The sequence below is a fragment of the Corallococcus sp. AB038B genome (genome assembly GCF_003668955.1).
In the GTDB taxonomy this organism is placed as follows: Bacteria; Myxococcota; Myxococcia; order Myxococcales; family Myxococcaceae; genus Corallococcus; species Corallococcus exiguus.
This window is the reverse complement of sequence record NZ_RAWO01000001.1, coordinates 1,834,518-1,858,655: the sequence shown is the minus strand read 5'-3', so window position 1 is coordinate 1,858,655 and position 24,138 is coordinate 1,834,518. Positions and strand designations below refer to the sequence as shown.

The 24,138-nt window shown below is 69.3% G+C and carries 20 protein-coding genes; 16 read left to right on the top strand and 4 right to left on the bottom strand.

The annotated features are described in order from the left end of the window. The 9 genes from D7Y04_RS07755 (at position 1) to D7Y04_RS07715 (ending at position 9,981) form a co-directional block, all read left to right on the top strand. Entirely contained in the window at positions 1–1,080 is a 1,080-nt protein-coding gene (locus D7Y04_RS07755; protein WP_120576114.1) for a phosphotransferase family protein, read from the top strand. Between the two features lie 2 nt (positions 1,081–1,082). Then, complete coding sequence (locus D7Y04_RS07750) at positions 1,083–1,775, top strand: histidine phosphatase family protein (RefSeq protein WP_121758784.1); 693 nt, start codon at positions 1,083–1,085, stop codon at positions 1,773–1,775. Positions 1,776–1,802: 27 nt separating this feature from the next. Then, on the top strand, positions 1,803–3,092 hold the full coding sequence (locus D7Y04_RS07745; protein ID WP_121758783.1) for a LamB/YcsF family protein: 1,290 nt from the start codon (positions 1,803–1,805) through the stop codon (positions 3,090–3,092). Then, positions 3,089–4,015, top strand: coding sequence for a biotin-dependent carboxyltransferase family protein (locus tag D7Y04_RS07740; protein WP_121758782.1), 927 nt, complete (start codon positions 3,089–3,091; stop codon positions 4,013–4,015). Before D7Y04_RS07745 ends, D7Y04_RS07740 begins: the two co-directional genes overlap by 4 nt. Further along, the gene (locus D7Y04_RS07735) at positions 4,012–5,376 is read left to right on the top strand and encodes a hypothetical protein (protein ID WP_121758781.1); all 1,365 of its coding nucleotides are present in this window, start codon (positions 4,012–4,014) and stop codon (positions 5,374–5,376) included. Before D7Y04_RS07740 ends, D7Y04_RS07735 begins: the two co-directional genes overlap by 4 nt. 467 nt (positions 5,377–5,843) lie before the next feature. Further along, complete coding sequence (locus D7Y04_RS07730) at positions 5,844–6,563, top strand: hypothetical protein (protein ID WP_121758780.1); 720 nt, start codon at positions 5,844–5,846, stop codon at positions 6,561–6,563. Between the two features lie 326 nt (positions 6,564–6,889). Next, positions 6,890–7,564 (top strand): hypothetical protein, encoded by a 675-nt coding sequence (locus tag D7Y04_RS07725; protein WP_121758779.1) that lies wholly within the window; start codon positions 6,890–6,892, stop codon positions 7,562–7,564. A gap of 264 nt (positions 7,565–7,828) precedes the next feature. Beyond that, positions 7,829–9,424: a sigma 54-interacting transcriptional regulator gene (locus tag D7Y04_RS07720; protein ID WP_121758778.1), complete on the top strand. Its 1,596-nt coding sequence runs from the start codon at positions 7,829–7,831 to the stop codon at positions 9,422–9,424. Positions 9,425–9,447: 23 nt separating this feature from the next. Next, entirely contained in the window at positions 9,448–9,981 is a 534-nt protein-coding gene (locus D7Y04_RS07715) for a hypothetical protein (protein WP_121758777.1), read from the top strand. Positions 9,982–9,997: 16 nt separating this feature from the next. Here the strand turns inward: D7Y04_RS07715 and D7Y04_RS07710 are convergent, their stop codons facing one another. Then, on the bottom strand, positions 9,998–13,558 hold the full coding sequence (locus D7Y04_RS07710; protein WP_233601296.1) for a serine/threonine-protein kinase: 3,561 nt from the start codon (positions 13,556–13,558) through the stop codon (positions 9,998–10,000). A gap of 343 nt (positions 13,559–13,901) precedes the next feature. Here D7Y04_RS07710 and D7Y04_RS07705 point away from each other — a divergent pair, with 343 nt between their 5' ends. Beyond that, positions 13,902–14,501 (top strand): hypothetical protein, encoded by a 600-nt coding sequence (locus D7Y04_RS07705; protein WP_121758776.1) that lies wholly within the window; start codon positions 13,902–13,904, stop codon positions 14,499–14,501. A 7-nt stretch (positions 14,502–14,508) separates the two neighbouring features. Here D7Y04_RS07705 and D7Y04_RS07700 read toward each other — a convergent pair whose 3' ends face one another. Next, entirely contained in the window at positions 14,509–16,113 is a 1,605-nt protein-coding gene (locus tag D7Y04_RS07700; RefSeq protein WP_233601295.1) for a sigma 54-interacting transcriptional regulator, read from the bottom strand. Between the two features lie 233 nt (positions 16,114–16,346). On the opposite strand from D7Y04_RS07700, the gene D7Y04_RS07695 reads away from it, so the two are divergent. The 4 genes from D7Y04_RS07695 (at position 16,347) to D7Y04_RS07680 (ending at position 19,345) form a co-directional block, all read left to right on the top strand. Then, positions 16,347–16,901: a peroxiredoxin gene (locus D7Y04_RS07695; protein WP_120557013.1), complete on the top strand. Its 555-nt coding sequence runs from the start codon at positions 16,347–16,349 to the stop codon at positions 16,899–16,901. 6 nt (positions 16,902–16,907) lie between these two features. Next, on the top strand, positions 16,908–17,435 hold the full coding sequence (locus D7Y04_RS07690) for a carboxymuconolactone decarboxylase family protein (protein ID WP_120550488.1): 528 nt from the start codon (positions 16,908–16,910) through the stop codon (positions 17,433–17,435). A gap of 113 nt (positions 17,436–17,548) precedes the next feature. Then, positions 17,549–18,031 (top strand): DNA starvation/stationary phase protection protein Dps, encoded by a 483-nt coding sequence (dps, locus tag D7Y04_RS07685; RefSeq protein WP_121758774.1) that lies wholly within the window; start codon positions 17,549–17,551, stop codon positions 18,029–18,031. Positions 18,032–18,070: 39 nt separating this feature from the next. Then, complete coding sequence (locus tag D7Y04_RS07680; protein ID WP_120595564.1) at positions 18,071–19,345, top strand: pyridoxal phosphate-dependent aminotransferase; 1,275 nt, start codon at positions 18,071–18,073, stop codon at positions 19,343–19,345. 45 nt (positions 19,346–19,390) lie between these two features. On the opposite strand, the gene D7Y04_RS07675 is transcribed toward D7Y04_RS07680, so the two are convergent. Together D7Y04_RS07675 and D7Y04_RS07670 are read right to left on the bottom strand one after the other, a co-directional pair. Continuing rightward, positions 19,391–20,893, bottom strand: a complete 1,503-nt coding sequence (locus tag D7Y04_RS07675; protein WP_121758773.1) for a pentapeptide repeat-containing protein — start codon at positions 20,891–20,893, stop codon at positions 19,391–19,393. A gap of 121 nt (positions 20,894–21,014) precedes the next feature. Further along, positions 21,015–21,713 carry an SIMPL domain-containing protein gene (locus D7Y04_RS07670; RefSeq protein WP_121758772.1) on the bottom strand — a complete coding sequence of 233 codons (699 nt, stop codon included), beginning with the start codon at positions 21,711–21,713 and terminating at the stop codon, positions 21,015–21,017. An 82-nt stretch (positions 21,714–21,795) separates the two neighbouring features. On the opposite strand from D7Y04_RS07670, the gene D7Y04_RS07665 reads away from it, so the two are divergent. Together D7Y04_RS07665 and D7Y04_RS07660 are read left to right on the top strand one after the other, a co-directional pair. Then, complete coding sequence (locus D7Y04_RS07665; RefSeq protein ID WP_121758771.1) at positions 21,796–23,046, top strand: MFS transporter; 1,251 nt, start codon at positions 21,796–21,798, stop codon at positions 23,044–23,046. Positions 23,047–23,193: 147 nt separating this feature from the next. Then, positions 23,194–23,985: a hypothetical protein gene (locus D7Y04_RS07660; protein WP_121758770.1), complete on the top strand. Its 792-nt coding sequence runs from the start codon at positions 23,194–23,196 to the stop codon at positions 23,983–23,985. Positions 23,986–24,138 lie beyond the last annotated feature (153 nt).

Genomic DNA, 24,138 nt, shown 5'->3' with positions numbered 1-24,138 from the left:
ATGACGGCTCCGGTCTCCATCCCGCTGGACGAGGGCAAGGCCGTGCGCTCCGGCGAGGCGCTGGACGTGCCCGCGGTGGACGCGTGGCTGAAGGCCCAGGTGCCCTCGCTCCAGGGCACGCCGGAGGTGACGCAGTACACGGGCGGCGCCTCCAACTGGACCTACCGGCTCAAGTACGAGAACCGCGACCTCATCCTGCGCAGGCCGCCCTCGGGCACCAAGGCGAAGTCCGCGCACGACATGTCGCGCGAGTACACGGTGCAGCAGGCGCTCAAGCCCGTGTACCCGGTGGTGCCCACCATGGTGGGGTTGTGCCAGGACCCGGCCGTGCTGGGCGCGGAGTTCTACGTGATGGACCGCATCCCCGGCCTCATCCCGCGCAAGCACCTGCCCAAGGGGCTGGACCTGGACAAGGCCCGCACGCGCCAGCTGTGCCTCAACGTGGTGGATCAGCTCATCGCATTGCACGGCGTGGACGCGCAGGCAGTGGGTCTCCAGTCGCTGGGCAAGGGGCCGGGCTATCCGCAGCGGCAGATTTCCGGCTGGTCCGACCGCTACGAGAAGGCGCGCACCTGGAACGTGCCCCGCATGAAGCACACGCGCGAGTGGCTGGCCGCGCACGTCCCGCCGGACATCAAGACTTGCGTCATCCACAACGACTGGCGCTTCGACAACGTGGTGCTCAAGCCGGAGGACCCCACGCAGGTCATCGGGGTGCTGGACTGGGAGATGGCCACGCTGGGCGACCCGCTGATGGACCTGGGCAACACGCTGGCCTACTGGGTCCAGGCGGATGACGACGCCTTCCTGCGCATGACGCGAAGGCAGCCCACGGACCTGCCCGGCATGCTCACGCGCGAGGAGGTGGTGGCGTACTACCTGGAGCGCACCGGCCTGAAGCCCGCCAACTGGACCTTCTACGAGGTCTACGGCGTGTTCCGGCTCGCGGTCATCGCGCAGCAGATCTACTACCGCTACCACCACAAGCAGACGCGCAACCCGGCGTTCAAGAACTACTGGCTCATCGTCAACTACCTGGCCTACCGCTGCCGGCAGCTCATCAAGAAGGCGGGGGGCTGAAGATGGGCGCGCTCTACTTCATCCGCCACGGACAGGCGTCCTTCGGCGCGAAGGACTACGACAAGCTGTCGGACGTGGGCGTGCAGCAGGCGCGCGTCCTGGGTGAAGCGCTGCGCACGCGGCTGCCGAAGGTGGACGCCGTGGTGACGGGCACCATGCTGCGCCACCGCGAGACGGCGGACGCGTGCCTCCAGGCACTGGGCCAGCCGGTGGAGCCCGTGCGGACGCCAGGGTTCAACGAGTTCGACCACGAGGAGGTCGTGCACCGGCACACGCCGCGCTACGCGGACTTCGCCGTGCTGCGCGAGGAGCTGGCCGCGATGAAGGACCCTCGCCGCGCGTATCAGGACCTGTTCACCCAGGCCGTGGGGCGCTGGGTCGCGGGCGGACACGACAGCGAGTACCGGGAGTCCTGGAGCGCGTTCAAGGCGCGCTGCCTGGAGGCGCTGGCGGCGCTGTTGGCTTCGCTGGGGCCCTCCAGGACGGCGCTGGTGTTCACTTCCGGCGGACCCATCACGGCCATCAGCCAGGACCTGCTGGGCATCCCGGACGAGCACGCGTTCCGGACGAACTGGACGCTGGCGAACTGTGGAATCACGAAGGTCATCTACAGCGAGCGGGGCCGGTATCTGTCCACCCTCAACGAGCACGGACACTTCGAGGGCGAACACCGCGCGCTCATCACCTACCGCTGAGGTGGTGGGCTCGCGTAGCGTGAGCCCATGACGCGGTGCCTGCTCAACATCGACCTGGGGGAGCTGCCCGGGGAGGACGAACAGCTCTACGCGCTCGCGCACCTGGCGAACATCGCCTGCGGAGGCCACGCGGGGGATGCGGCGTCCATGCGGCGGGCGCTGGAGCTATGCGAGCGCCACGGCACGCTGGCGGGCGCGCATCCGTCCTACGCGGACCGCGAGGGCTTCGGGCGCAAGGCGCTGGACGTGGCACCGGAGGTGCTGCGCGCGCAGGTGGCGGAGCAGTGCGGACAGCTGGCCACGCTGGCTCGCGAGCGCGGCGTGCCGGTGCGTCATGCGAAGCCGCATGGAGCGCTGTACCACGCGGCCAACAAGTCCCCGGAGCTGGCGCGCGCGGTGGTGGACGGCGTGGTGGAGGCACTGGGGACGGACGTCACGTTCGTGGGGCCCGGCACTGGAGCGTTGAGGGACGCGGCGCGGGCGGCGGGGCTCGGGTATGCGCGCGAGGGCTTCGCGGATCGGGGCACGTTGCCGGACGGTTCATTGATTCCGCGAGGCCAGCCCGGCGCGGTGCTGACGGACGTGGCGCAGGCGCGCGAGAACACGGTGCGGCTGGCCACGGGCGGCACGGTGGACACGCTGTGCGTGCACGGCGACACGCCGGGCGCCGTGGTGCTGGCCCGCGAGGTGCGCGCGATGCTGGACGCGATGGAGCAGCCACCGGAGCCACTGGGAGACAGCGCGCTGCGGCTGGTGCTGCCGGAGTCGGTGGACCGGGGCCTGGCGCGCGCAGCCCTGTCCGCGCTACCGGGCGTGCGGGACGCGGTCATCACCGAGTCCCATGCCTGCGTGTACTTCGACCCCGAGACACCACCTGAGTCCCCGGCGCTCGTGCTGATGCGGCTGCGCGTGGCACCGGTCACGCACGTGGAGCATCCGCTCATCCGCATTCCCGTTCGCTACGACGGCGAGGACCTGGTGAAGGTGGCCGACCACGCGGGCCTGTCCGTGGAGGAAGTGGTGCGGCGGCACACGGCTCGCGAGTACAGGGTGCGCTGCGTGGGTTTCCTCCCGGGCTTCGCGTACTTGGGGGACGTGGATCCGAGCATCGCGTGTCCCCGCCTGCCGGTGCCGCGCACGCGGGTGCCAGCGCTCGCGGTGGGCATCGCCGGGAAGCGCACGGGTGTGTATCCATTCGCGTCGCCTGGAGGCTGGAACCTCGTGGGCACCGCGCTGGACTTCACCGCGTTCGACCCCAAGCGAGGCACGGAACTCCAACTGGGAGCCCGCGTGCGCTTCGAACAGGTGCGGCCATGACAGCGTGGCTTGAGGTCACAGGCCTGGGCGCCCCCGCCACCGTGCAGGACGGTGGACGGCCCGGCGTCATGCACCACGGCGTGCCGCCCGGCGGCGCGTGGGTGCCGGAGCTGCTCGTCGCGGCGAACCGGGCGGTGGGCAACGCACCTGGCGCCTCGGCGCTGGAAGCCTTCGGCAGGCTGGAGCTGCGCGCCCGAGGCCGCGACGTGCGCGTGTCCGTGGATGGCGAAGCCCCCAGCGTCCTCGCGGACGGCGCCACGCTCACCGTGCCCGCGCCCACCCAGCATGCCGTGCGCTACGTGGCCGTGGACGGCGCGCTCGCCGTGCCCGAAGTCCTTGGCGGCCAGGGCACGCTGTGGGTGGCCCGCCTGGGCGGCTGGGAAGGCCGTCCCCTGCGCACTCGCGACCGGCTCCCACTGGGCCCTCCCGCCACGCCAGTTGCCGCTCCTTCCGAGGCCGACCTGTCACGTCTCACGGAGGCCCTGGACCCCTCCGCCCCACTGCGCGTGCTCCTGGGCCCGGATGCGTCCCGCTTCAGCGACGCGGCCGTGGCGCTGCTCCTGGGCAGCACCTTCGCCGTGTCGCCCTCCAGCGACCGCGTGGGCCAGCGGCTGGACGGACCTCCCGTGCCCCACGGCGACGAGGGCGGGGGCACCTGCCGCCCCATGGTGCGCGGCGCCATCCAGGTCACCCTCTCCGGCACGCCCATCGTGATGGGCCCGGACCACCCCACCACCGGGGGCTATCCCCTCATCGCCGCCGTCATTCGCGCGGACTGGGGCCGCCTGGGGGTCCGCCGTCCAGGCGCCCCGGTGCGCTTCCAGGCAGTGACCCTGGAGGTCGCTCGCGACGCCTGGAGGACCCACCCTGCCCGGCCCGCCGGGGCAACTTCCGACCCGGCCCGGCCGATACTGGGGGCATGACTCCTCCGAAGATTGGTCCGCGCCCCACCACCACGCCCCGCACGCAGGAGCCGGCCCTCCCGCCGCGCCCCCGCAACGAGGTGAAGCCCGGCGCCAACCAGGGAGCCTCCCTCTTCGAGTCGTCCACGGCCAAGAAGGCCCCGGTGGCCCTGTCCACCCCCGCCGCGGCCCCCCAGCAGGGCGGCCCGCGCCCCACGCCGGGCAGCTACCCCACCGCCGCGGACGTGGCGAACATCGCCGCGATGCAGGACCCCGTCGCGCGCAACCTGGCCATCACCCAGGGCTACCACGACCTGTCCGACGCCATGGGCACGCTCCTGGGCAAGGAGAACGCCAACTGGTCCACCTTCGCCACCTGGGCCTCGAAGCAGGCCGGCGTGAGCATCCGCCAGGAGGACATGCCCAAGCCCTTCGTGGACGCCCTCAAGGGCGGCGGAGTCGTGGGCGAGGCCATGTCCAAGGTGGACGACCTGCTGCGCAAGCTGGGCCTGCCCGCCATGCCCACCGGCGACATCGCCAAGGCCGGCGCGGACGCGCTCAACAACGTCAGCAAGGCCATTGGCGACGGCAACCAGTTCGTCTTCAAGGAGGTGGGCCACGAGTTCGCCCGCTTCGTGGAGACCTTCCAGGGTGACACCCAGCTGGACCCCGCGAAGCTCCAGCAGTACCTGGACGGCTTCCCCTCGGACAAGCCGCTGCTCAAGGAAGCCTTCGGCACCTACGCGCAGGCCATGTTCGAGAAGGACCCGAACAAGAAGGCCGAGATGATGCTCCGGGCCAACGACACCGTGGGCCTGCATGAGCAGACCCAACTCCAGGGCTTCGTGGAGAAGGCGCTCAACGCCCCGGTGAAAGAGGTCTTCGCCAACATCCTCAAGAAGAGCATCGCGGCGGGCGCCAACGCCCTGCCCTTCCCCGCCAACCTCGCCGCCAAGGCCGCCATCAAGACGGGCGCGGTGGACCTCGTCGTGAACCCGCTGGTGGACAAGCTGGCCGGCGTGTTCCGGGGCATCGCCACCGAGCACATGATGAAGCTCGCGGTGCCCGGCGGCGCGCTGAAGCTGGGCAACGATTTGCCGCCCCCCGCCGGCATGGAGTCCACGCTCTTCCCGCCGCACCTGCGCACCATCGAGGATCCGAAGCTGAAGGAGCTCCTGGGCCGGCTGGACAAGACGCCCGACAGCCTCACGGGCACCGCCGCGAAGGACTGGAGCAAGCTGGACCAGCGGATGAACTACATCGTGGACCTCTTCCGCTCGCGCCAGTCGGATCCGCACCTCTTCGACCAGCCCTTCGGCAAGGAGGCCCACTACCCCGTGGCGCCCTCCAAGCCGCGCCCGGCCGCACCCGCGGTGTCGTAGGCCCCGCTCCTCCGATGTCGAAGTGGCTGCTGGCAACGATGGCGCTGTCCCTCCCGGGCGTGGCGTGCTGAGCGGAGGGCGCGTCGTCCCAAGCACTGCAAGCTCGCCGCGAGCAGCCCGCTGAGGGACGAGGTGGAGCAGGGCCTGTGCCGGCGCTGGAGCCCCCAGCAGATTGCCGCCTGCCTGCGTACGGGCCGGACCCGCGCCCGAACGGATGCGCTTGAGCCCCGTTCCGCTTGAATCAGGGAGGCGGGTTTCGCGCGTTCACGCGTCGACGCGTGAATTCACGCGAGGACGGTGCGGCCTCACGCGTGAAACCCAGGCAGGGTGTCCACATGGCGTGCCAAATGCCTGGAATGACATGAGCAATGAGTTGGCATTGCGGTTGCTATGGACTGGATCGTCTCGGTTCGCGGCCCAGACAAGATGCCCCACCCCGCCGCAGCACGTCCAAGAGAGCGCCCACCATGACCACGTACAACATTGACTTTGATTTCTCGTCCTCTGACCAGACGAGCATCCTGAAGAAGCTCCAGGCCCAGAACTACACGCTGCTGGGCTACAAGGGCGCACAAGGCCCCAACCAGCTCAGCGTCGGCGTCCCCACCTGGTTCTCGGTGCCGTTCGGCAACATCTTCGGCTTGACCGACATCAGCTACACGCCGGTCTACAAGATCTACGTGAGCACCCAGGCCAACATCGCCGTGGACACGACCATCGTCATGCAGTCCCTGTCGGCCGAGATGGAGCTGGGAGGCTCGCTGACGTTCAATCCGGACGGCACCTTCACTGCGGGAGGGGTTTCGGGGGTCTCCCCGGGCGGCATCGGCCTGTACAACAACCGCCCCTCGGGGACGCCCACGGTCACGGTCGGGCTGGCAGGCCGGGTGAATACCCCGAATGGGGAGGCGTTCCTGCCGTTCTGCGGCTTCACCCTGAACCCGCAGAACTCGATCGTCATGACGCCGCTGGAGCAGATCCTGCTGGTGGCGGCCCAGAAGAGCCTGAAGTCGGGCAACGTCCAGGCGACCGCGGCCGCGCCGGGGTGCACCTTCGCCTTCAGCAACTCGGCGGGCACCTACCAGCTCATGGTGAAGGACAGCACCTTCGAGATCACCAACCTGCCCAAGACCGCCGCCGTCACGCCCGTCACCTCGGGAAGCCTGATCAGCATGATCAACGAGTAGGCCTGCGGCGAACCGCCCGTGGCCCGCGTCAGTGGCCACGGGCCTCGTGCGCCTCGTTGTCATGGCAGTCCATGCCCATGCGCGTGAGCAAGCTCTTCATCGCCATCAACGTCTCCATCCTGCTCTGGGGCTTCAGCTCCTGTGCGCTGTCACCTGCCTCCCCACCATCCCAGGATGCGCCTCCACTGTCGGTGATGGCGGGCCCCGCCCAGCCTCCACCCCTTGCGCCTGGAACGCGGAGTCGTCCTCGCGACGCCACGGATGCTGCCTGCTCGGCCTCTCCGGGCTCGCACCTGGGGACGAAACCGCTGAAGCTGAGGATCCAGATGGACGTCGAGGGACGAAGATTCCTCTTGAGCACGGCTCAGAGTGTCGTGATCACGTCGGCGGAGCCCTCCGACGCGGATACGGTTGTCATCCGCGACGCCTTCGTGCCAATCGCCGACGACTCGACGGTGACAGTCGAACCGGCGTCGTTGCTCTACATTTCCCAGCGGCTCCATGGCGCTTTCGACAGCATCAAAATCACCCTCAGCGCTCCGGCCCAGGCGGGACAGGGCTACGAATTCACAGGCAACGCTGTCGTTGGCGCCAGCACCAGCCTTCCGGGATACATCTCCGTCTATTATGACGCCCCCGCCAATGCCGACATGGCCGTAACGGTAGGACTGGCAACCAAGGCCCAGGACGCCTCGGAACCACAGCCGATAAATCATTACATCCTGCAACGTTTTGAGACGCGGGCAATCCCCGTCCCAGGGCCATGCATCCTGATATTCATCGCAGGAGGCGTGCGGATCGGCGAAACACTTCCCATCAGCCTTCTGCGGCCCTTGAAAGGGGCCCAGGCGGCTTCCGGTGAAGCTCTGGCCGTGCCGCGGTCCTCCGGCGTGCCAATGTTGTCCAGGTACCTGCGAGTCGACCTGACCGCGTCAGAGCAGGCGGTGGTCCACTTCGACACAAGGCTCAACGCGTTCCAGTACGGTCCCCAGCCCCATTGACAGGGTGTCTGGGTATTCCCACCGCAAGAAGACTTGAATCACCCACTCCTGGCGCCGCTCAAGCCGGGTGAGCAGGAACAGGTCTCCCTCCGCCCGCATAGGGCACCACCGGCGCGGGCCCCGGCGGTGGACGCGGCCCCTTTGACGCCCGGTGGGTCGCTGTCGTCCTGGGTGCCGAGCGACAACCTCTGGCGTTGCGCGTTTGTCCGGCACGCATCCGGGCCCGGTCATGGTTGTGTAGACTGGCATTCCTCCAACCCCCCCATGCGACCGCCATCCTTTGTCGATGTCTCCACGGTCAACGTGCCGGAGCGTGACGCCGACGTGCCAGCCACCCGGCGCGTCCCCGCGCTGACGCTCGCGGTCCACCCACGGGTGGACCGTGTGGGTGAGCGCGCGCTCCTGTCCTCCGCGCCCGGCGAAGCGCAGGCCCTCTCCCGCACGGAGCCCCTTTTCCATCACCCAGGCCAGTCAGGAGGGCGCCCGCTGGAGGACGCCTTCGTGAGCCGCAAGGCCGTGCGCCTCCAGGTCACCCCGGAAGGAGGGGTGCGCGTGGATCCAGGCGAAGGCAGCCGGGTGCGGGTGGCGGAGCTGGTGCTGACGGGCCCCTGGGAGTTCTCCGCCGAGGAGGTCGCCACGGGCGTGCCGCTGGAGCTGGCGGGGCGGGTGGTGCTCCTGCTGCATGCGGCCTCGCCCGGAGAGGAGGGGGGCGACACGCTGGGCATGGTGGGCGCGAGCGCGGGCCTTCAACGCGTGCGCGCCCAGATTTCCCGGGTGGCGGACCTGAGCGTGCCCGTGCTCATCCGGGGCGAGACGGGCTCGGGCAAGGAGCTCATCGCCCGCGCCCTCCACCAGGCGAGCCCGCGCCGCCAGCAGCCGTTCGTGAGCGTGAACCTGGGCGCCATCCCTCGGGAGCTGGCCGCCTCGGAGCTCTTCGGCGCGCGCCGGGGTGCCTTCACCGGCTCCGTGCGGGACCAGGACGGCTTCTTCCAGGCGGCCCACGGCGGAACGCTGTTCCTCGACGAGGTGGGTGAGGCCTCCCCCGAGGTGCAGGTGATGTTGCTGCGCGTGCTGGAGACGGGGGAGGTGTACCGCGTGGGCGAGCGCGTACCGCTGGCCGTGGACGTGCGGCTCGTGGCCGCGACGGACGCCCTGCTGGAGCAGCAGATTCAAGAGGGCCGCTTCAAGGCGCCGCTGCTCCACCGGCTCGCGGGCTTCTCCCTGAGCGTGCCGCCCCTGCGCGAGCGGCGCGAGGACCTGGGCGTCCTCCTCCACCATTTCGCGCGCGAGGAACGGGAGGCCATGGGCGAGCCGTGGCCCCCGTCATCCGGGGAGCCCTGGCTGCCCCCGGCGCTCGCCGTCCGCCTCCTGCGCCATGACTGGCCGGGCAACATCCGACAGCTTCGCAACGTGGTGCGCCAGCTCGTCATTGGCAGCCGCGGCCAGTCCCACCCGCGGCTGGATGCACAGCTCGACGCGGAGCTGCCCTCCATCACCCGCACGCCCATGGGCAGGCCCGCCGGGAAGCAGGCAACGGTGGAACCCGCGCCCGCGTCCCCTGCCCTCCGGCGCAGGCCCGCGGAGATTCCAGAGGCGGAGCTGCTCGCGGCCCTGCGCGAGGGGGACTGGGACTTCCAGGCCGCCGCGGACCGGCTGGGCATCCACCGCACGTCCATCTACCACCTCATCGAGCGCAGCCCCGGCCTTCGCACGGCGGGTGCGCTGGGCGCGGAGGAGCTCACGCGGGTCCACGCCGCCACCGGGGGCAGGCTGGACGCCATGGTGCGCACGCTAGAGGTGTCCAAGCGGGCGCTCGCGCGGCGGCTCAAGGAGTTGGGTTTGGATGTGCGTGAAGACTGACTCGTTCAGGAGGATGGCAGGTCTTGAAGACAGACAAAGGCAGGAGCGGGAGGCAGTGGTACGGCATGCTCGCGGCGGGAGGACTGCTGATGGCGGGGCTCCTCGCGGGATGCCCCAGCAGGAGGGAGGAGCGGTCGAGCGTGCTGCCCCACACCGGCAGCACCTGCAACAACGGCTTCGCCCCTAAGCCATCGGCGGCCATTGTCGTGGGTTGTGTCAAGGGTTGTCCGGGATTCGCCGAAGGCGCGAACTCCTGCGTCCTACCGAGAGGCGAGGTCTCCATCGAATTTCAGTGCGAACAGCCTGTCAGATTGAGCTGGAGCGACGAGAAGGGACAGCTCTTCCCCGGGTACGATGGAAGCTCCTTCACCATTGGTGGCGCGGGAACATTCGAACAGAGAGTGGGCCCCGCGCCAGGGGACTACACACTGAGCGTGGACGGCCCGGGATGTCCGCCCACGCCGGACACAGGGGGGGGCCCAATCCACTACCCCAAGACCGGCACCCTGGACGTCTTCACCAGCATTGAAATGGAGCCTCTCCCAGAGAAGCAATGACCCCTCGCCCGGTCCTTCATGGGCCGGGGGGCGGTCCGTGATCCACGAGGTGCGGGTTGGCGGCGAGCGCGGCCGCTCGCTCCCGGAGCGCTTCGGGGAGCCCCGGGGATTGCGTCAGGAGCAACCCGGCGCGTAGCAGGCGTGCCTCGGCCCAGGTGGGGTGGAGCGTGAGCAGGGCCTCCACCCCCTCCAGGCCGCGCGCCAGCACGGGCGCGGCCTCCAGCCCCGCCGCCTTCCGGCTCCGGGCCCACGCCAGGCACAGCCGCGCGAAGGCCAGACGCGCCTCCAAACTCCGGGAGTCGCGCACGAAGGCTTCGTCGAAGCCTGTCGCGGCCCGCGCGAAGGCCGCCTCGGCGCGGGCGGGGGCCAGGGCCCGGGCTCGCTCGCCGTGGAGCTCCGCCTGGAGGCGCCACGCCAGGGGCTCTTCCGGGTTGCGGCGGAAGGCCTCGTCGAGCGCGGCCTGCGCCTGCGCCAGGGGGGCCTCCGGCGAACGTCCCCGCGCGAGCGCGCGCGTGGCCCGCTGGAGGTGGACCCGCGCCAGGTTGGCCCAGGGAACGGCCTGCCCTGGCAACAGCGCCGCGGCCTCGGCGTAGGCCTCGAGGGCGGCCCGGGCCTCCGCCTCGGGCGTCGCACTCCGGGGATCGCCCCATTCCGCGCGCGCGGCGTGGACGTCGCCCAGGTTGTTCTGCCCCCAGCCCTGACCGGGCGCCACCTCCACGGCCTTCGCGTAGGCGGCCTGCGCCGCGTCCAGCAGGGGGAACGGCTCCCCGCCCCGGTCCCAGGCCTCGCGGGCCTGCTCCGCCCGGACGATGCCCAGCCCGTTGTGCAGGGGCGCCACGCGCGCGTTGATGGCGATGCCGCGCTCGAACAGGGTGGCCGCGGTGTCCAGGTCCGGGCGCGGGTCCCCTCCCAGCGTCCGCCGTCGCGCCGCCAGCTCGGTGTGCAGCGTTCCGCCCAGGAACCACGCCACGAAGTTCTCCGGGTTGAGGCGCCGGGCCTGCTCCAGCGCACGCCGGGCCTCGTCCAGGTCCGCGTCTGGCGCCGCGGAGCGCGGATCCGAGGCCCGTGTCAGGTGGAGCTGGCCCAGGTTGATCCACACGTCCGACAGCGTGTCGTCCCGCTGGAGGGCCTCCTGGTACGCCGCGATGGCCCGGGCACGGTGCTCCGAGGGGGAGACACCCCGCTGCTCGTCGGCGTCCGCCCACACCCGGAAGATGAGGCCTCGGGTGGCGGAGACCTCGTAGTCGCGCGCCCGCGGGTCGATGCCGTCGAGCGCCTCCAGGGCCTGCTGGAGCAGCGCGCCCGGCTCCAGGCCCCGCCCCTGCTTCACCCGGGCAGCGCGCAACAAGGCCTGGGCCAGCTCCTTGCGGGCGCGTGGATCCGCCGGCCGTGTCGCGAGCACCTGCCTCGCCGCGGCGATGGCGCGCTGGAGGGACGCCTCTGGATCCGCGCCCCGGCGCAGCGCGTCCTCGGCCAGCCGGTTGTGGAACCGGGCCTCCCAGTGCCGGGCCGGCACGCTGTCGGGGTCGGCCGCGAGCGCGTGCGCCACCGCCTCCAGTCCGCGCGCGGCGCCGGACTCCACGTCGCCCTGGCCGTACAGCGCCATCACCAGGGCCTGGTATTCGAGCCGGGCGAGCGCGAGGTGCACCTCCGGAAGGCTGTCGCCTGTCGCGGCGGCGGCGGCGAGGGTGCGGCGACCGGCGTCCAGGTCCTCCTGGGCGGCCCCGCGGTCCCCCTGGTTCCAGCGCTGGTGCGCCCGCGCCTGGAGGATGTCGCCGCGCAGGAGCGGCGCCTCGAAGAACCACGGAGGCAGCGGGCCCGCTGCGTCCAGCCGCGCCAGGGCGTCGTCCCACCGCTCCTCGTGAAAGGCGAGCAGCGCGGCGACGAAGTCCGGGGACGGCACCTCCGCGCCCGCGCTCCGGCGCAGCCACGCGAGCGCCGGGTCCCGGTACTCCCGCTGGACCTGCTCCCTGCGCGTCCGCCGTCGCGCGGGGTCCTGGACGTTCTCCGCGTCCAGGAGCGCGTCGCGGTAGAGCGGTCCCAACGCGAGCGCCAGCGACCACGCGAGGCGCGGCTCGTGGAAGCCTTCGTTCCAGGCCGCCTCCAGGTGCTCGCGCGCCTTCGCCGCGTCCCCCAACGCCAGGGCCCCGCGGCCCAGCGCATACAGGCCCGGGCCCCGGGCCTCCGGGCCTTCGCGCGCGATGTCAGAGGCCAGGGCCTCCATGCGGCGCGCGAGCTGGGCGCGCTCCTCGCGCACGTCATGCAGCCGGGCAAGGCCGGTGTAACGGACCTGCGCCTCCACACGCTCCACCTGTTCGGTGAAGCGGCGGGCCAGCTGCTCCCGGCGCACGGCCTGCCTGCGGGTGAGGCCCACCTGGAGTCCGGCCCCCAGCACGGCGACGAGCGCGACGGCCGCGGCGCCCACCACGACGCGGTGCCGCCGGACCTTCTTGCGCAGCCGGTAGCCCAGGCCCACGGGGCGCGCGCGCACGGGCACGTCCGCGAGGAAGCGCTCCAGGTCCTCCGCCAGCGCCCGCGCCGAGTCGTAGCGGGCGGAGCGGTCCTTCTCCAGGCACTTGAGGACGATGGCCTCCAGGTCCGCGGACAGGCCCGGGACCCGCGCGCGCGGCGGCACGGGCTCCTCCGTGGGGATGCGGTTGAGCACCTCCAGGTTGTTGGCGCCGGGGATGGGAGGCTCGCCCGTCAGCAGGTGGTAGAGCGTGGCGCCCAGGCTATAGACGTCCGCGCGCCGGTCCAGCCGGCCCACCTCGCCCCGGGCCTGCTCCGGGGACATGTACGGGGGCGTGCCCATCACGGAGCCGGTGGCGGTGGCGCCGCGCGTGGTCGCGTCGTGCGCGAGCCCGAAGTCCACCACGTAGGGAAGGAGGCGCCCGTCCGGGGTGCGCTCCACCAGGATGTTGCCAGGCTTCAGGTCGCGATGGATGAGGCCCGCCTGGTGGGCGGCGTGGACGCCCTGCGCGACGTCGCGCATCAGCACCACCTGCTGCTCCACGGTGAGCGTCCCGGCCAGCTGCCCCAGCGTCTGTCCTGGGATGTACTGCATGGCGATGAAAGCGCGGCCCTGCACCTCGCCCACCTCGTGCACCGGGCACACCCGTGCATGGTGCACCCGGGCCTGTGCGCGGGCCTCGTTGAGCAGCCGGTGCACCACGGCCGGGTCATCGCCCTTCACGAACTTGAGAGCGACGGCGCGGCGCAGCCTCGGGTCATATGCCAGGAATACCTGTCCCATGCCGCCCTGGCCCAGGAAGCGCAATCCCTGGTAACGCTCCCAGTCTCCCATGGGAAACACGGGGTCCGCCGAGTGCGTGACCTTGCCCGGCATGGGTATGGAGGGTGTCGAAAGGTCCGGAGCAGCGGGTCGCCGTGGCAGCAGGGCGGCGAGCGTCTCGTCGGAGATGCGTCCGCGCGAGTAGAGCAGCGCGAGCGGCCCCTTGCCGCTGCGACGGGCTTCGTCAGCCAACTGAGCGGCGTCCTCATCCGAGACGAGCCCCTCGGCCACCGCAATGCGCAGCTCCTCCTCGTATGACTGGAGCTGGGCAGTCGTGTCGTCCATGCCCTGCGAACGCTAGCACCCGGAGCCGTGAGCCTGCCCCGAGTCAGCCATGACCAGAGGTCAGACCTGGTGAGAGCCGTGAGCAACCCTTGAGGGGTTGGCGAAGGGACGGCTTCCCCAAGGACAAGCCGCGGCTCAAGGACGCCTTCGGCACCTACGCGCAGGCCATGTTCGAGGAGGACCCGAACAAGAAGAGCGCGGACCTCTTCCGCTCGCGTCAGCCGGATCCGCACCCGCGGTGTCGTAGGCCCCGCTCCCACCCATGGGGGAATGCCCGCCGCCATGAATTCCCGGCGGCGGGCTGCGTCCATCAAGGCATCCGACGCACTTGATGGAGCCCCCCATGTCGAAGTCGAAGTGGCTGCTGGCAACGATGGCGCTGTCCCTCCCGGTCCTGGCTCACGCAGGCGGTCCCCGCGGCAACAACCACGGCGAGCAGGCCCGTGACCATCAGGAGCTGAGGCAGGACGCGCGCGAGACCCGCGATGATCATCAGGACCTGCGCCAGGTGGAGTCGCTGCTCTCCCGCTACGACTCCGCCCGTGGCCGCGCCGCGCGCCGCGACCTGCTCCAGGTGGAAGAGGACCTGCGCCGCTACGTGTCGTCGGAGCTGAACGAGACCCGCCGCGAGCTGTCCCAGGACAAGCAGGAGGCGCGCTCCAGCGCCCGCGAAGTGCGCCACGACGGCAACCGCTACGACGACCGCAAGGACCACCGCGACGACGTGCGCGACGCCCGCCAGGAGTCCCGCGCCCTGCAGCAGACGCGCTCCATCTCCCAGGAACTGAACAACCTCTACGGCCGGATGGACAGCGGCAGCCTCAGCCGCAAGCGCATGCTCATCGCCGACCTGGTCCAGCTCGCCCGCTCCGAGACGGCCCAGAACCGCCAGGAGACGCGTGAGGACCGCCGCGAGGCCCGCGAGGACAGCCGCAGGTACTGACCCCGCATCACGCGTCCTCGGCGGCGGTGAAGCCCTCCAGCCGCTCGATGCCCAGCTTCTTCATCCGGCTCTGCAGCGTGGACGGCTTGAGCCCCAGCAGCGCCGCCGCGCCGCCTTCACCGTAGACGCGACCCCGGGTGAGCGTGAGCACCCGCAGGATGTGCTCGCGCTGCACCGCCGCCAGCGTGAGCACCTTCGCCCCCGCGGGCAGCGGCGCCGGGGTCTCCTCCACCGACACCGGGCCCGACACCTCCCGCGCGCGCTCGCCGTTCGCCAGGTCGAAGGACTGCGCCGTCAGCTCCTGGCCACGCGTGAGGATGGTGGCGCGCTCCAGTGCGTTCGCCAGCTCGCGCAGGTTGCCCGGCCAGTCATAGGACGCCAGCCGCGTCAGCCCTGACGCCGTCACCCGCATGCCCCTCCGGCCCGTGCGCTTCGCCTGCTCCTCCAGGAGGAACGCGGTGAGCTGCGGCAGGTCCTCGCGCCGCTCGCGCAGGGGCGGCAGCCTCAAGGGGAAGACGCTCAGACGATAGAAGAGGTCCTCGCGAAAGCGCTTCTGCGCGATGGCCTGGTGCAGGTCCACGTGCGTCGCCGCGAGGATGCGCACGTCCGCCCGCACCGTCTTGTCGCTGCCCACCGGCTCGAAGGACTTCTCCTGGAGCGCGCGCAGCAGCTTCGCCTGCAGCTCCACCGGCAGTTCGCCAATCTCATCCAGGAGCAGCGTGCCCCCGTGCGCCATCTGGAAGCGGCCCGCACGGTCGCGGTTCGCGCCGGTGAAGGCCCCCTTCACGTGGCCGAACAGCTCGCTCTCCAGCAGGCCCGCGGGAATGGCCGCGCAGTTGAGCGACACGAAGGGCTGATCCGCCCGCGCACTCCAGCGGTGGATGGCCCGCGCCAGCCGCTCCTTGCCCGTGCCCGTCTCTCCCGTAATCAGCACGGGCGTGTCCGTCTCCGCCACCTGCCGCGCGCGCAAGGACAGGTCGCGCATCACCGGACTCAGGGACGTCTCCAGGATTCCTTCCGAGTCCCCGCCCAGCTGCGACTCCAGCAGCTTCGCGTGCTCGTGGTCCTGGCGGTGCAGCCGCTCCGCCGTCGCGCGCTGCTCCGCGCCCTGGAGCGCGGTCGCCAGCATCTGGCCGTAGACCTCCACCAGGTCCACCACCGGCTGCGCGTACGTCTCACACTGCACGCGGTCCAGCGTGAGCACGCCGTAGCAGCGCTCCCCCGCGCACAGCGGCACCACCATGCACGAATGGCCCGCGGGCAGGTCCAACACCCCGTCGAACGGGTCACCGTCCCCGTGCGAGTGGTCCTCCTCCGTGAAGGCCCGCGCGCGCCGCGTCTCCAGCGCCTGCTTCAAGGACGGGAAGTCCGCCAGTTGCAGCGAATGCTTGCGCACCGCCTGGTTCGCGAGCGGGCCACGCGCCGCCACCGCCTCCAGCCGTCCCTCCTTGAGGAGGAACAGCGTGGCCAGGTCGAAGGGCACCACGCGGGACACCCAGTCCAATCCCCGACGGAGCAGCTCGCCCACTCCCTCTTCGGTGGTTGCCAGCTCGACCAGCTCCCGAGCATCCTGCGTCACTTCCGGGTGGCGCCCCATCAGTTCATCCGGCATGTGTTGGCGATAATAGCGGCCCACCGAAATTGCAGTGGCGAAAGGCACCGGAATTTCGTTATGCACCGACCCGGCGTCACCGCCCCGCCGGTGCGAATCTCAGGGGGAGCTGTAACCTCCTGGAATCAGGGCAGTTGATGCGCTGGCACGGTGGCTGCTTTACCCGGTAGCAACTCATCACCTCTGGGGTGGACCACGGTGGCCCGCCCCCCATCCCCAAGGAGTCGAATCCCATGCTGACCGTTGGCGACAAGCTTCCGAACTTCAAGCTGAAGGGCACCGTGAGCCTGGAGAAGAACAAGGAGTTCCAGGACATCTCCAACGACACGTACAAGGGCAAGTGGACCGTCCTGTTCGCGTGGCCGAAGGACTTCACGTTCATCTGCCCGACGGAGATCGCGGAGTTCGGCAAGCACAACAAGGACTTCCAGGACCGCGACGCGCAGGTGCTGGGCCTGTCCACCGACAGCGAGTTCGTGCACCACGCGTGGCGCACGCACCACCCGGACCTGAAGAACCTGCCCTTCCCCATGCTGGCGGACATCAAGCGCGAGCTGTCCAGCGCGCTGGGCATCCTGCACAAGGAAGAGGGCGTGGCCCTGCGCGCCACGTTCATCGCGGACCCCGAGGGCATCATCCGCCACGTGTCCGTGAACGACCTGTCCGTGGGCCGCAACGTCAAGGAGACCGTCCGCACGCTGGACGCGCTCCAGACCGACGAGCTGTGCCCGTGCAACTGGCAGAAGGGTGAGGAGACGCTCACCACGAAGCTGCAGAAGGCGGGGTAAGGCACCATGGCTTCGCTCGAAGTCGTCCGCAGCGAGCTTGCGGACGCCCACAAGGACACCCGCCTCAACCTCTCCGCGGTCCTGGAGAGCACGACCCTCACCCCCGAGCAGCGCTGGGGAACGGCCGTGGCATGCGCCTTCGCCGCCCGGAACGAGCGGCTGAAGGAGGCCATGCTGAACGAGGCGAAGCAGGCACTGGGTGACAAGGCCACGCCGGTCATCGAGGACGCGCGTGCCGCAGCCTCGCTGATGGCGATGAACAACGTCTTCTACCGATTCCGCCACATGATCGGGAAGGAGTCGTACGCGACCAAGCGGGCCGGGCTGCGGATGAACCGGCTGGCCCAGGTGCTGACCAACAAGGTGGACTTCGAGCTGGTCTGCCTCGCGGTCAGCGCCATCAACGGCTGCGAGATGTGCATCCAGTCGCATGAGAAGGTCGTGCTGGAAGGCGGCCTGAGCGAGGACCACGTCCACGATGCGGTCCGCATCGCGAGCGTCATCCACGCGGCGGCGGTTGGACTGGAGTCTTAGTTCCTTCGTCGTTATCCCTGAGTTGTGATTGGCGCCCTCCGGTGGATGACACCGGGGGGCGCTGTCTTTTCTCTTCGACGTCCCACCCCTCACCCGAAAGGAACGTGTCCGTCATGGCCCTCTACAAGAGCCCGAGTCCCCTGTCCGAACAGGCCCGCACCGCCATCTCCGCCACCCTCAACGAGCGGCTCGCGGATGGGTTGGACCTGCACTCGCAGATCAAGGTCGCCCACTGGAACATCAAGGGCCCGCAGTTCGCCGCGCTGCACCCGCTGTTCGAAACGTTCGCGGTGAGCCTGGCCAACCACAACGACTCCATCGCGGAGCGCGCGGTGACGCTGGGCGGCCGCGCGTACGGCACCAGCCGCCACGTGGGCAAAACCAGCCGCCTGCCGGACTACCCGCAGGAGACCTCGCGCGACCTGGAGCACGTGAAGCTGCTGGCCGAGCGCATCGAGGTCTACCTCGGCGGCCTGCGTGAGAGCCGTACGGCGGTGGAAGGCCTCAAGGACACGGACACGGTGGACCTCTTCACCGGCATCATCACCGAGTTCGAGAAGCACGCCTGGTTCCTCCGGGCCTCCCTGGAAGGCTAGGGGCTGCGCCGAAGCAGGGGGCGCGCTAGCGTGTCGTCCGTGAGCGACAGCGTCCCCCTGCATGCGTTTCGCACCGTGCCCCGCACGGGCGTCATCTTCGTCACCGCCGAGGCCACGCGCCGCGGCTACCGTCCCGGCGACCCGGAGTGGTGCAACCTGGGCCAGGGTCAGCCGGAGACGGGGGATTTGCCCGGTGCCCCGTCGCGCGTGCACTCGGTGACGGTGGACATGGCGGACCAGGAGTACGCCCCTGTCGCGGGCCTCTGGGAGGTACGGGAGGCCATCGCGGGGCTCTACAACCGGCTCTACCGCAAGGGGATGTCCAGCCAGTACAGCGCGGAGAACGTCTGCCTGTCTGGCGGCGGCCGCGCGGCCCTCACCCGCGCCGCGGCCAGCCTGGGCAGCGTGAACCTGGGCCACTTCCTGCCGGACTACACCGCGTATGAAGAGCTGCTGGACGTCTTCAAGGCGTTCACCGCCATCCCCATCCTGTTGGAGGGCGAGCGCGGCTACGCCTTCACGCACGACGACCTGCGCCGGGAGATTCAGGGGCGAGGGCTGTCCGCGCTGCTCTTCTCCAACCCGTGCAACCCCACCGGCAAGCTGGTGCAGGGCGAGGAGCTGGCGCGGTGGGTGGGCGTGGCGCGCGAGCTGGAGTGCTCGCTGCTCATCGACGAGTTCTATTCGCACTACATCTGGACGGGCCGCCCGGGCGTGCTGCCGGTGGAGAGCGCCGCCAGGTACGTGGAGGACGTGAACCGCGACCCGGTGATCCTCTTCGACGGGCTCACCAAGAACTGGCGCTACCCGGGCTGGCGCATGACGTGGACGGTGGGGCCCAAGCAGGTCATCGACACGGTCGCCAGCGCGGGCAGCTTCCTGGACGGCGGCGGCAGCCGGCCCCTGCAGCGCGCGGCGATTCCGCTGCTCCAGGAGGACGCGGTGGTGGCGGAGACGCGCGCCATCCACCACACGTTCCGGGAGAAGCGGGACCGGTTCCACTCCCGGCTGGAGCGGCTGGGCATCCGCACGGACCGCGCGCCGGACGGGACGTTCTACGTCTGGGGCAACCTGTCCGGGCTGCCCGCGCCGCTCAACGACGGCATGGCCTTCTTCCGCGCCGCGCTGGAGCACCAGGTCATCACCGTGCCCGGTGAGTTCTTCGACGTGAACCCCGGCAAGCGCCGCGCGCGGGCGTCGCGCTTCCGCAACTACGTGCGCCTGTCCTTCGGCCCGTCGTGGGAGACGCTGGACAAGGCGCTCCTGCGGCTGGAGTCGCTCGTGCTCAAGCACACGCCCGGCGCCATGCCGTGAGTCTGGGCCTGAAACATCCGAATTGCTGACTCAACTCGCCATTCGCTATTTACTGCGCAGCCCCAAAACAGCATCCACAGATGAATGACGCTGCACAGCACTTGCATCAATCCCACACTGCACCTGCAAGACCTTAATTAAACGCCCATCAGGATTTCCAGACCGTCCCTCGAAGAAATTCGCACGCCACCACTGCACTCCGCTCAGATTTGTCTTCGAGTTTACCTTGGCATTCCATAGACGTGCCCCAGTCAAATCGCACCCACTAAGATTCGCACCCTCTAGATTGCACTCAGTCAAATCTGCACCTGCGAATGACGAGCCACTAAAGTCTGCCCCCTTAAAATCGCACAACCTAAGATCACAACCAACAAAGCTACACGATTGAGCCACCAAGCTGCGGCCTCTAGAACCGCACAAAAGCGCCCTATCGAACGCTCCTTTCCTCACGACAACTCCATCAAGCGTAGACTTTTTCATCGACAGCCCTTCAACAACGAGCTTCGAGAAATTACTGCCATTCCAAAAAACATGATCCAAAGAAGGCGCCCGACTTGTCACTGGGTGCGACAGGTGCTCCAGCGCCAAGTCTAGTGAGATAACAGATGACTCAAGCCGCATTCGAGCCAATCGGAGTTCTCCAATAAGAGCCTCCTCGACTGTTCCATCATCTCCCCCTTTCCTGCCCGCCGAGCTTTTCGTTTTGACCAATCCAGCAAATTCGTCAGCCCAATTTGAAATCAACAACTCAACCACATCCCGACCACACCCTAACGCTCCGCCAGCAAGCTCAACCATTCGCTCGTGGGCGTGGTTTACACCCCTCGCCCTTAGCCCGGACTCACACAAAGCAAACGCATGAATACAGGCGCGCTGAATCACAACATTCGCACGCACCACTCTCTTGATAATGCGAGCAGGCTCCTGCTTGGCGAGTTCATGTAACGCATCTTGAACCGCCACCAAGGCAACTGGATCCGTCTCCAGAAGGATGCTCGTCGACAACTGAGACGAAGCCGTCTCAAAGTACGGTCTTTTTGCCCGGAGACCCTGCGTTTTCTGACCACCAATCTCTGCCAAAAGAGCAGCTGCGCTCGTTCGGAGCAACGGGCTCTCTCTGTCGCCAAACCGACGTAACGCCTCGTAGAACTGCGTGTCGCGCTGGTTTTTTAATTGAGATCGATAGTTCAGCGCAAAAACAAGGAGAGTCACCAAACCTGTCAAAACAGGCGCAACCAATGCGACTGCGGTGCCGGGAGACTCCTTGATTAAATCAATGATCGTACTGGGGCGGTTGGCCGCAACCTTCGCCTGCTCTCTGTAATACTTTGCCAATTCGTCTGCGGCTTGCTTCTGGGCGATGTACAGCTCTCTCTGCTCTTGACTTACAGAAGCATCGTAGCTCTGACCTTCTGGCTTATTGTCCAAAACCAGCGATACCCCATCTGATTCACGCTTCGGCGAAAGGGGGCCCCTGGATGCCGCACCCCCACCGTCCGTAGGCGCAGATCCCATCAACAAGACCACGCCCATGGTAGCGACGACCATTTGGGTCCAACCAAAGCAAGTCACCACAGCCCCCTGTCATCTCCCACCAGGAACAGTATTCGTCCGCTGTTCATTCAAGCTAACTCAAGGAATATTCGGCCGCTCTCGTCGACCGGTCCCATTAGCCCTCTATTTGTTGCGTCTGGAACTCCGCGGTGGCCATCACGTGCACCTTCTTGCGGTGGGACACGGGGAAGCCCAGCGAGGTCGTGGCCGGCCGCTTCAAGCTGTAGCTGCCGGACGGGGCCATGGGCATCACGTCCTCGTTCCCGCCTCCGTAGGCGCCGCCTCCGTGGTTCCCGAAGGCCCGCGACTCCCAGGTGCGCTCGGAGAAGCGGTGCAGCCCGGCCAGCGTCACGCCCAGCCCGGCGGCCACGCGGCGCGCCTTCTTCACCGACTCGCGGGCCAGCGCCTCCAGCCAGTCCTGCCGGGCCTCCGGCTCGTGCGTGTAACCCCAGCGCAGCTCGCGCAGCGTCGCCTGCTTCATGCCCGACAGCGCGGCGAGCACGTCTCCCACCCGGGCCATGTCCACCAGGCGGATGCGCACCGTGTAGAGGGCGGACGAGGAGCGCGTGAGCAGCCCCTCCTGGGTCTCCGCCTGCACCGACTGGAGGGTGAAGGCCGAGGCCTGCACGCCCAGGTCCTCCATGAGGCGCACCAGCGCGGCCACCTCCTTCGCGTTGGCGAAGGCCGCGTTGCCGGTGAAGAACGAGGACGCCTTCACATCCACCACCGCGTCCACGTGGTCCGCTTCCAGTTCGTGCTCGGCGGACAGCTCCACGACGATGATTCCCGACTCGGTTGCGGCTCGCTCCGGCATGCGACTCCCTGGGAGTGACTGGAACGGCGAGTATAGGCCCACGACTCAGGCCAGGGGGCATGCCTATGCTCGCGCCACGACCATGCGACGCATCCCGTCCCGGCTGTGGCTGTTGTGCGCGCTGTACTTCGTGCAGGGGCTGCCTTTCGGCTTCCAGGTGACGGCGCTGCCCGTCTACCTGCGCACGCGCGGCGTGTCGCTGGCAGCGCTGGGGTTCGCGGGCGCGCTGTCCCTGCCGTGGATGCTCAAGGCGCTGTGGGCCCCGCTGGTGGACCGCTACGGCTCCGCGCGCGTGGGGCGCAGGCGTTCGTGGATTCTCCCCATGCAGGCGGGCCTGGCGCTCGCGTGCGCGGGGGCGGCCTTCGCGGCGGGGCGGGAATCGCTGCCGCTGCTGTTGGGCCTCATCTTCGTGATGAACCTCTTCGCCGCGACGCAGGACATCGCGGTGGACGGCCTGGCGGTGGACCTGCTGCGTCCGGAGGAACTGGGCCTGGGCAACACCGCGCAGGTGGTGGGCTACAAGCTGGGCATGCTCACCGGCGGCGGCCTGCTGGTGTGGGCCAGCGCGAGCATCGGCTGGTCCGGGCTGTTCCTCGTCATGGCGGCGCTGTGCCTGACCGTCTTCACCATCGTCCTCTTCGTGCGCGAGCCGCCTCCGCGCGAACCCGAAGGCCACGAGTCACCGAAGCTGGACTGGCCCGCGCTCTGGGCCCGCATCAAGTCCGCGCTCACCGTGCCGGGCACCGGGTGGCTCCTGCTCTTCATCGGCACGTACAAGCTGGGCGAGACGATGTCCGATGTCCTCTACAAGCCCTTCCTCGTGGACGCGGGCTACACGCCGGCGCAGATCGGCCTGTGGGTGGGCACGTGGGGCACCGCCGCGTCGCTGCTGGGGTCCACGTGCGGAGGCCTCCTCGCCGCGCGGCTGCCGCTGCTTCGCGCGGTGGCCCTCACCGGCACGATGCGCCTGTTGCCGCTCCTGGGTCGGTGGCTGCTCACGCGGGCGGGCGTCAGCGACGCGGGCGTGCTGGGCGTCACGCTCACCGAGGAGTTCTTCGGCGGCGCGCTCACCACCGTGATGTTCGCGTTCATGATGTCGCGCACGGACCGGAGAATCGGCGCCACGCACTACACGCTCTTGGCCAGCGTGGAGGTCGCGGGCAAGGCGCCCGCGGGGCCACTGGCGGGCCTGCTCGCGGATCCGAAGTTCGGCAACCTGGGCTACGGGAACATGTTCCTCCTGGGCGTCGTGCTGTCCGCCGCGTTCCTCGCGCTGCTCGCCCCCCTGCGCCGTCACGCGCCCGCCCCCGCCGCCGCGCAGCCCGCAGCGTGAAAGTTTCCAGCCTCGCGACACGCGCGTTCACGGGCGTGTCACGAGCGCGAGCCGCGTCAGGGGAGCGTGGTACTGGCCATCGCGTCGTTCGCGGTGCTCTCCCTTGAACGCGCGCCCGTGACACGGGCCGCGAGTGAAGAGGTCCCCATGAAGACCCTGTCGATGACGTCGCTCTTGAGCGGTCTGGCCCTGTTCGCGGCTCCGGCGGCGTTCGCCTCGTCCACCACCAGCATCCCCGCCTTCGAGGCGAGCATCTCCGCGGCGCAAGGCCCCAACAGCCCTGGCGGCACGACCCTCCTGCGCTCGGAACTCAGGCCCGCGCTGGAGGCGTTCATCTACGACACCGGCGGTGCCCAGGGCGTGGACAGCGCCGAGCGGGCCTACCTCACCACCCGCCTCAACGACACGCCGTTTCAGCAGTCGCTGACGGGCACCGCGGCGAAGTACTACGCGGACTTCTACGAGCTGAACGACGCGACCTTCACGAGCTACCCGCTGTACCAGGGCTCCGTCTCCGGCACCGCCGCGTCGCTGTTTGGCGCCACCGGCCCGCTGGCGTCCAACGCGGACATCCGGGAGGGCTACATCCCCAACGGCCAGGGCATCGCCAACCAGGCCACGCTGGGCACCGCGTTCACCACCTACTTCGAGCCGCCCGTCGGCCCCTTCCAGCCCATCACCGTGAAGGAGCTCATCGAGCGGCTTGGCACCACGTCCATCAAGGGCAGCCCCCCCACCGTGGACGAGGTGGAGGGCGCGGTGGCGTACATCACGCAGATTTCGCGCAACAGCAACCGGCTGTACGTCGCGGATTGGACCTGCCGCCGGTGCAGCTTTTCGCCGTGGAACACGCGGGGCTACGTCATCGCCGCGGTGAGCACGGACCGCCGCTTCGTGCGCATGGTCTCCGTGTGGACGGCGGACTTCGGGAACGACTGATGCGACGCACCGCCGCACAGCGGACGTCCTGAAACATTCCAGTCCCGCGACACGCTCTTTCACGAGCGTGTCACGGGCCGTGCGTGACTCCGGAACCTCATGCCGGATGTGTCAGGGGAGCGTGGTACTCGCCAGCGCGTCGCTCGCGGTACT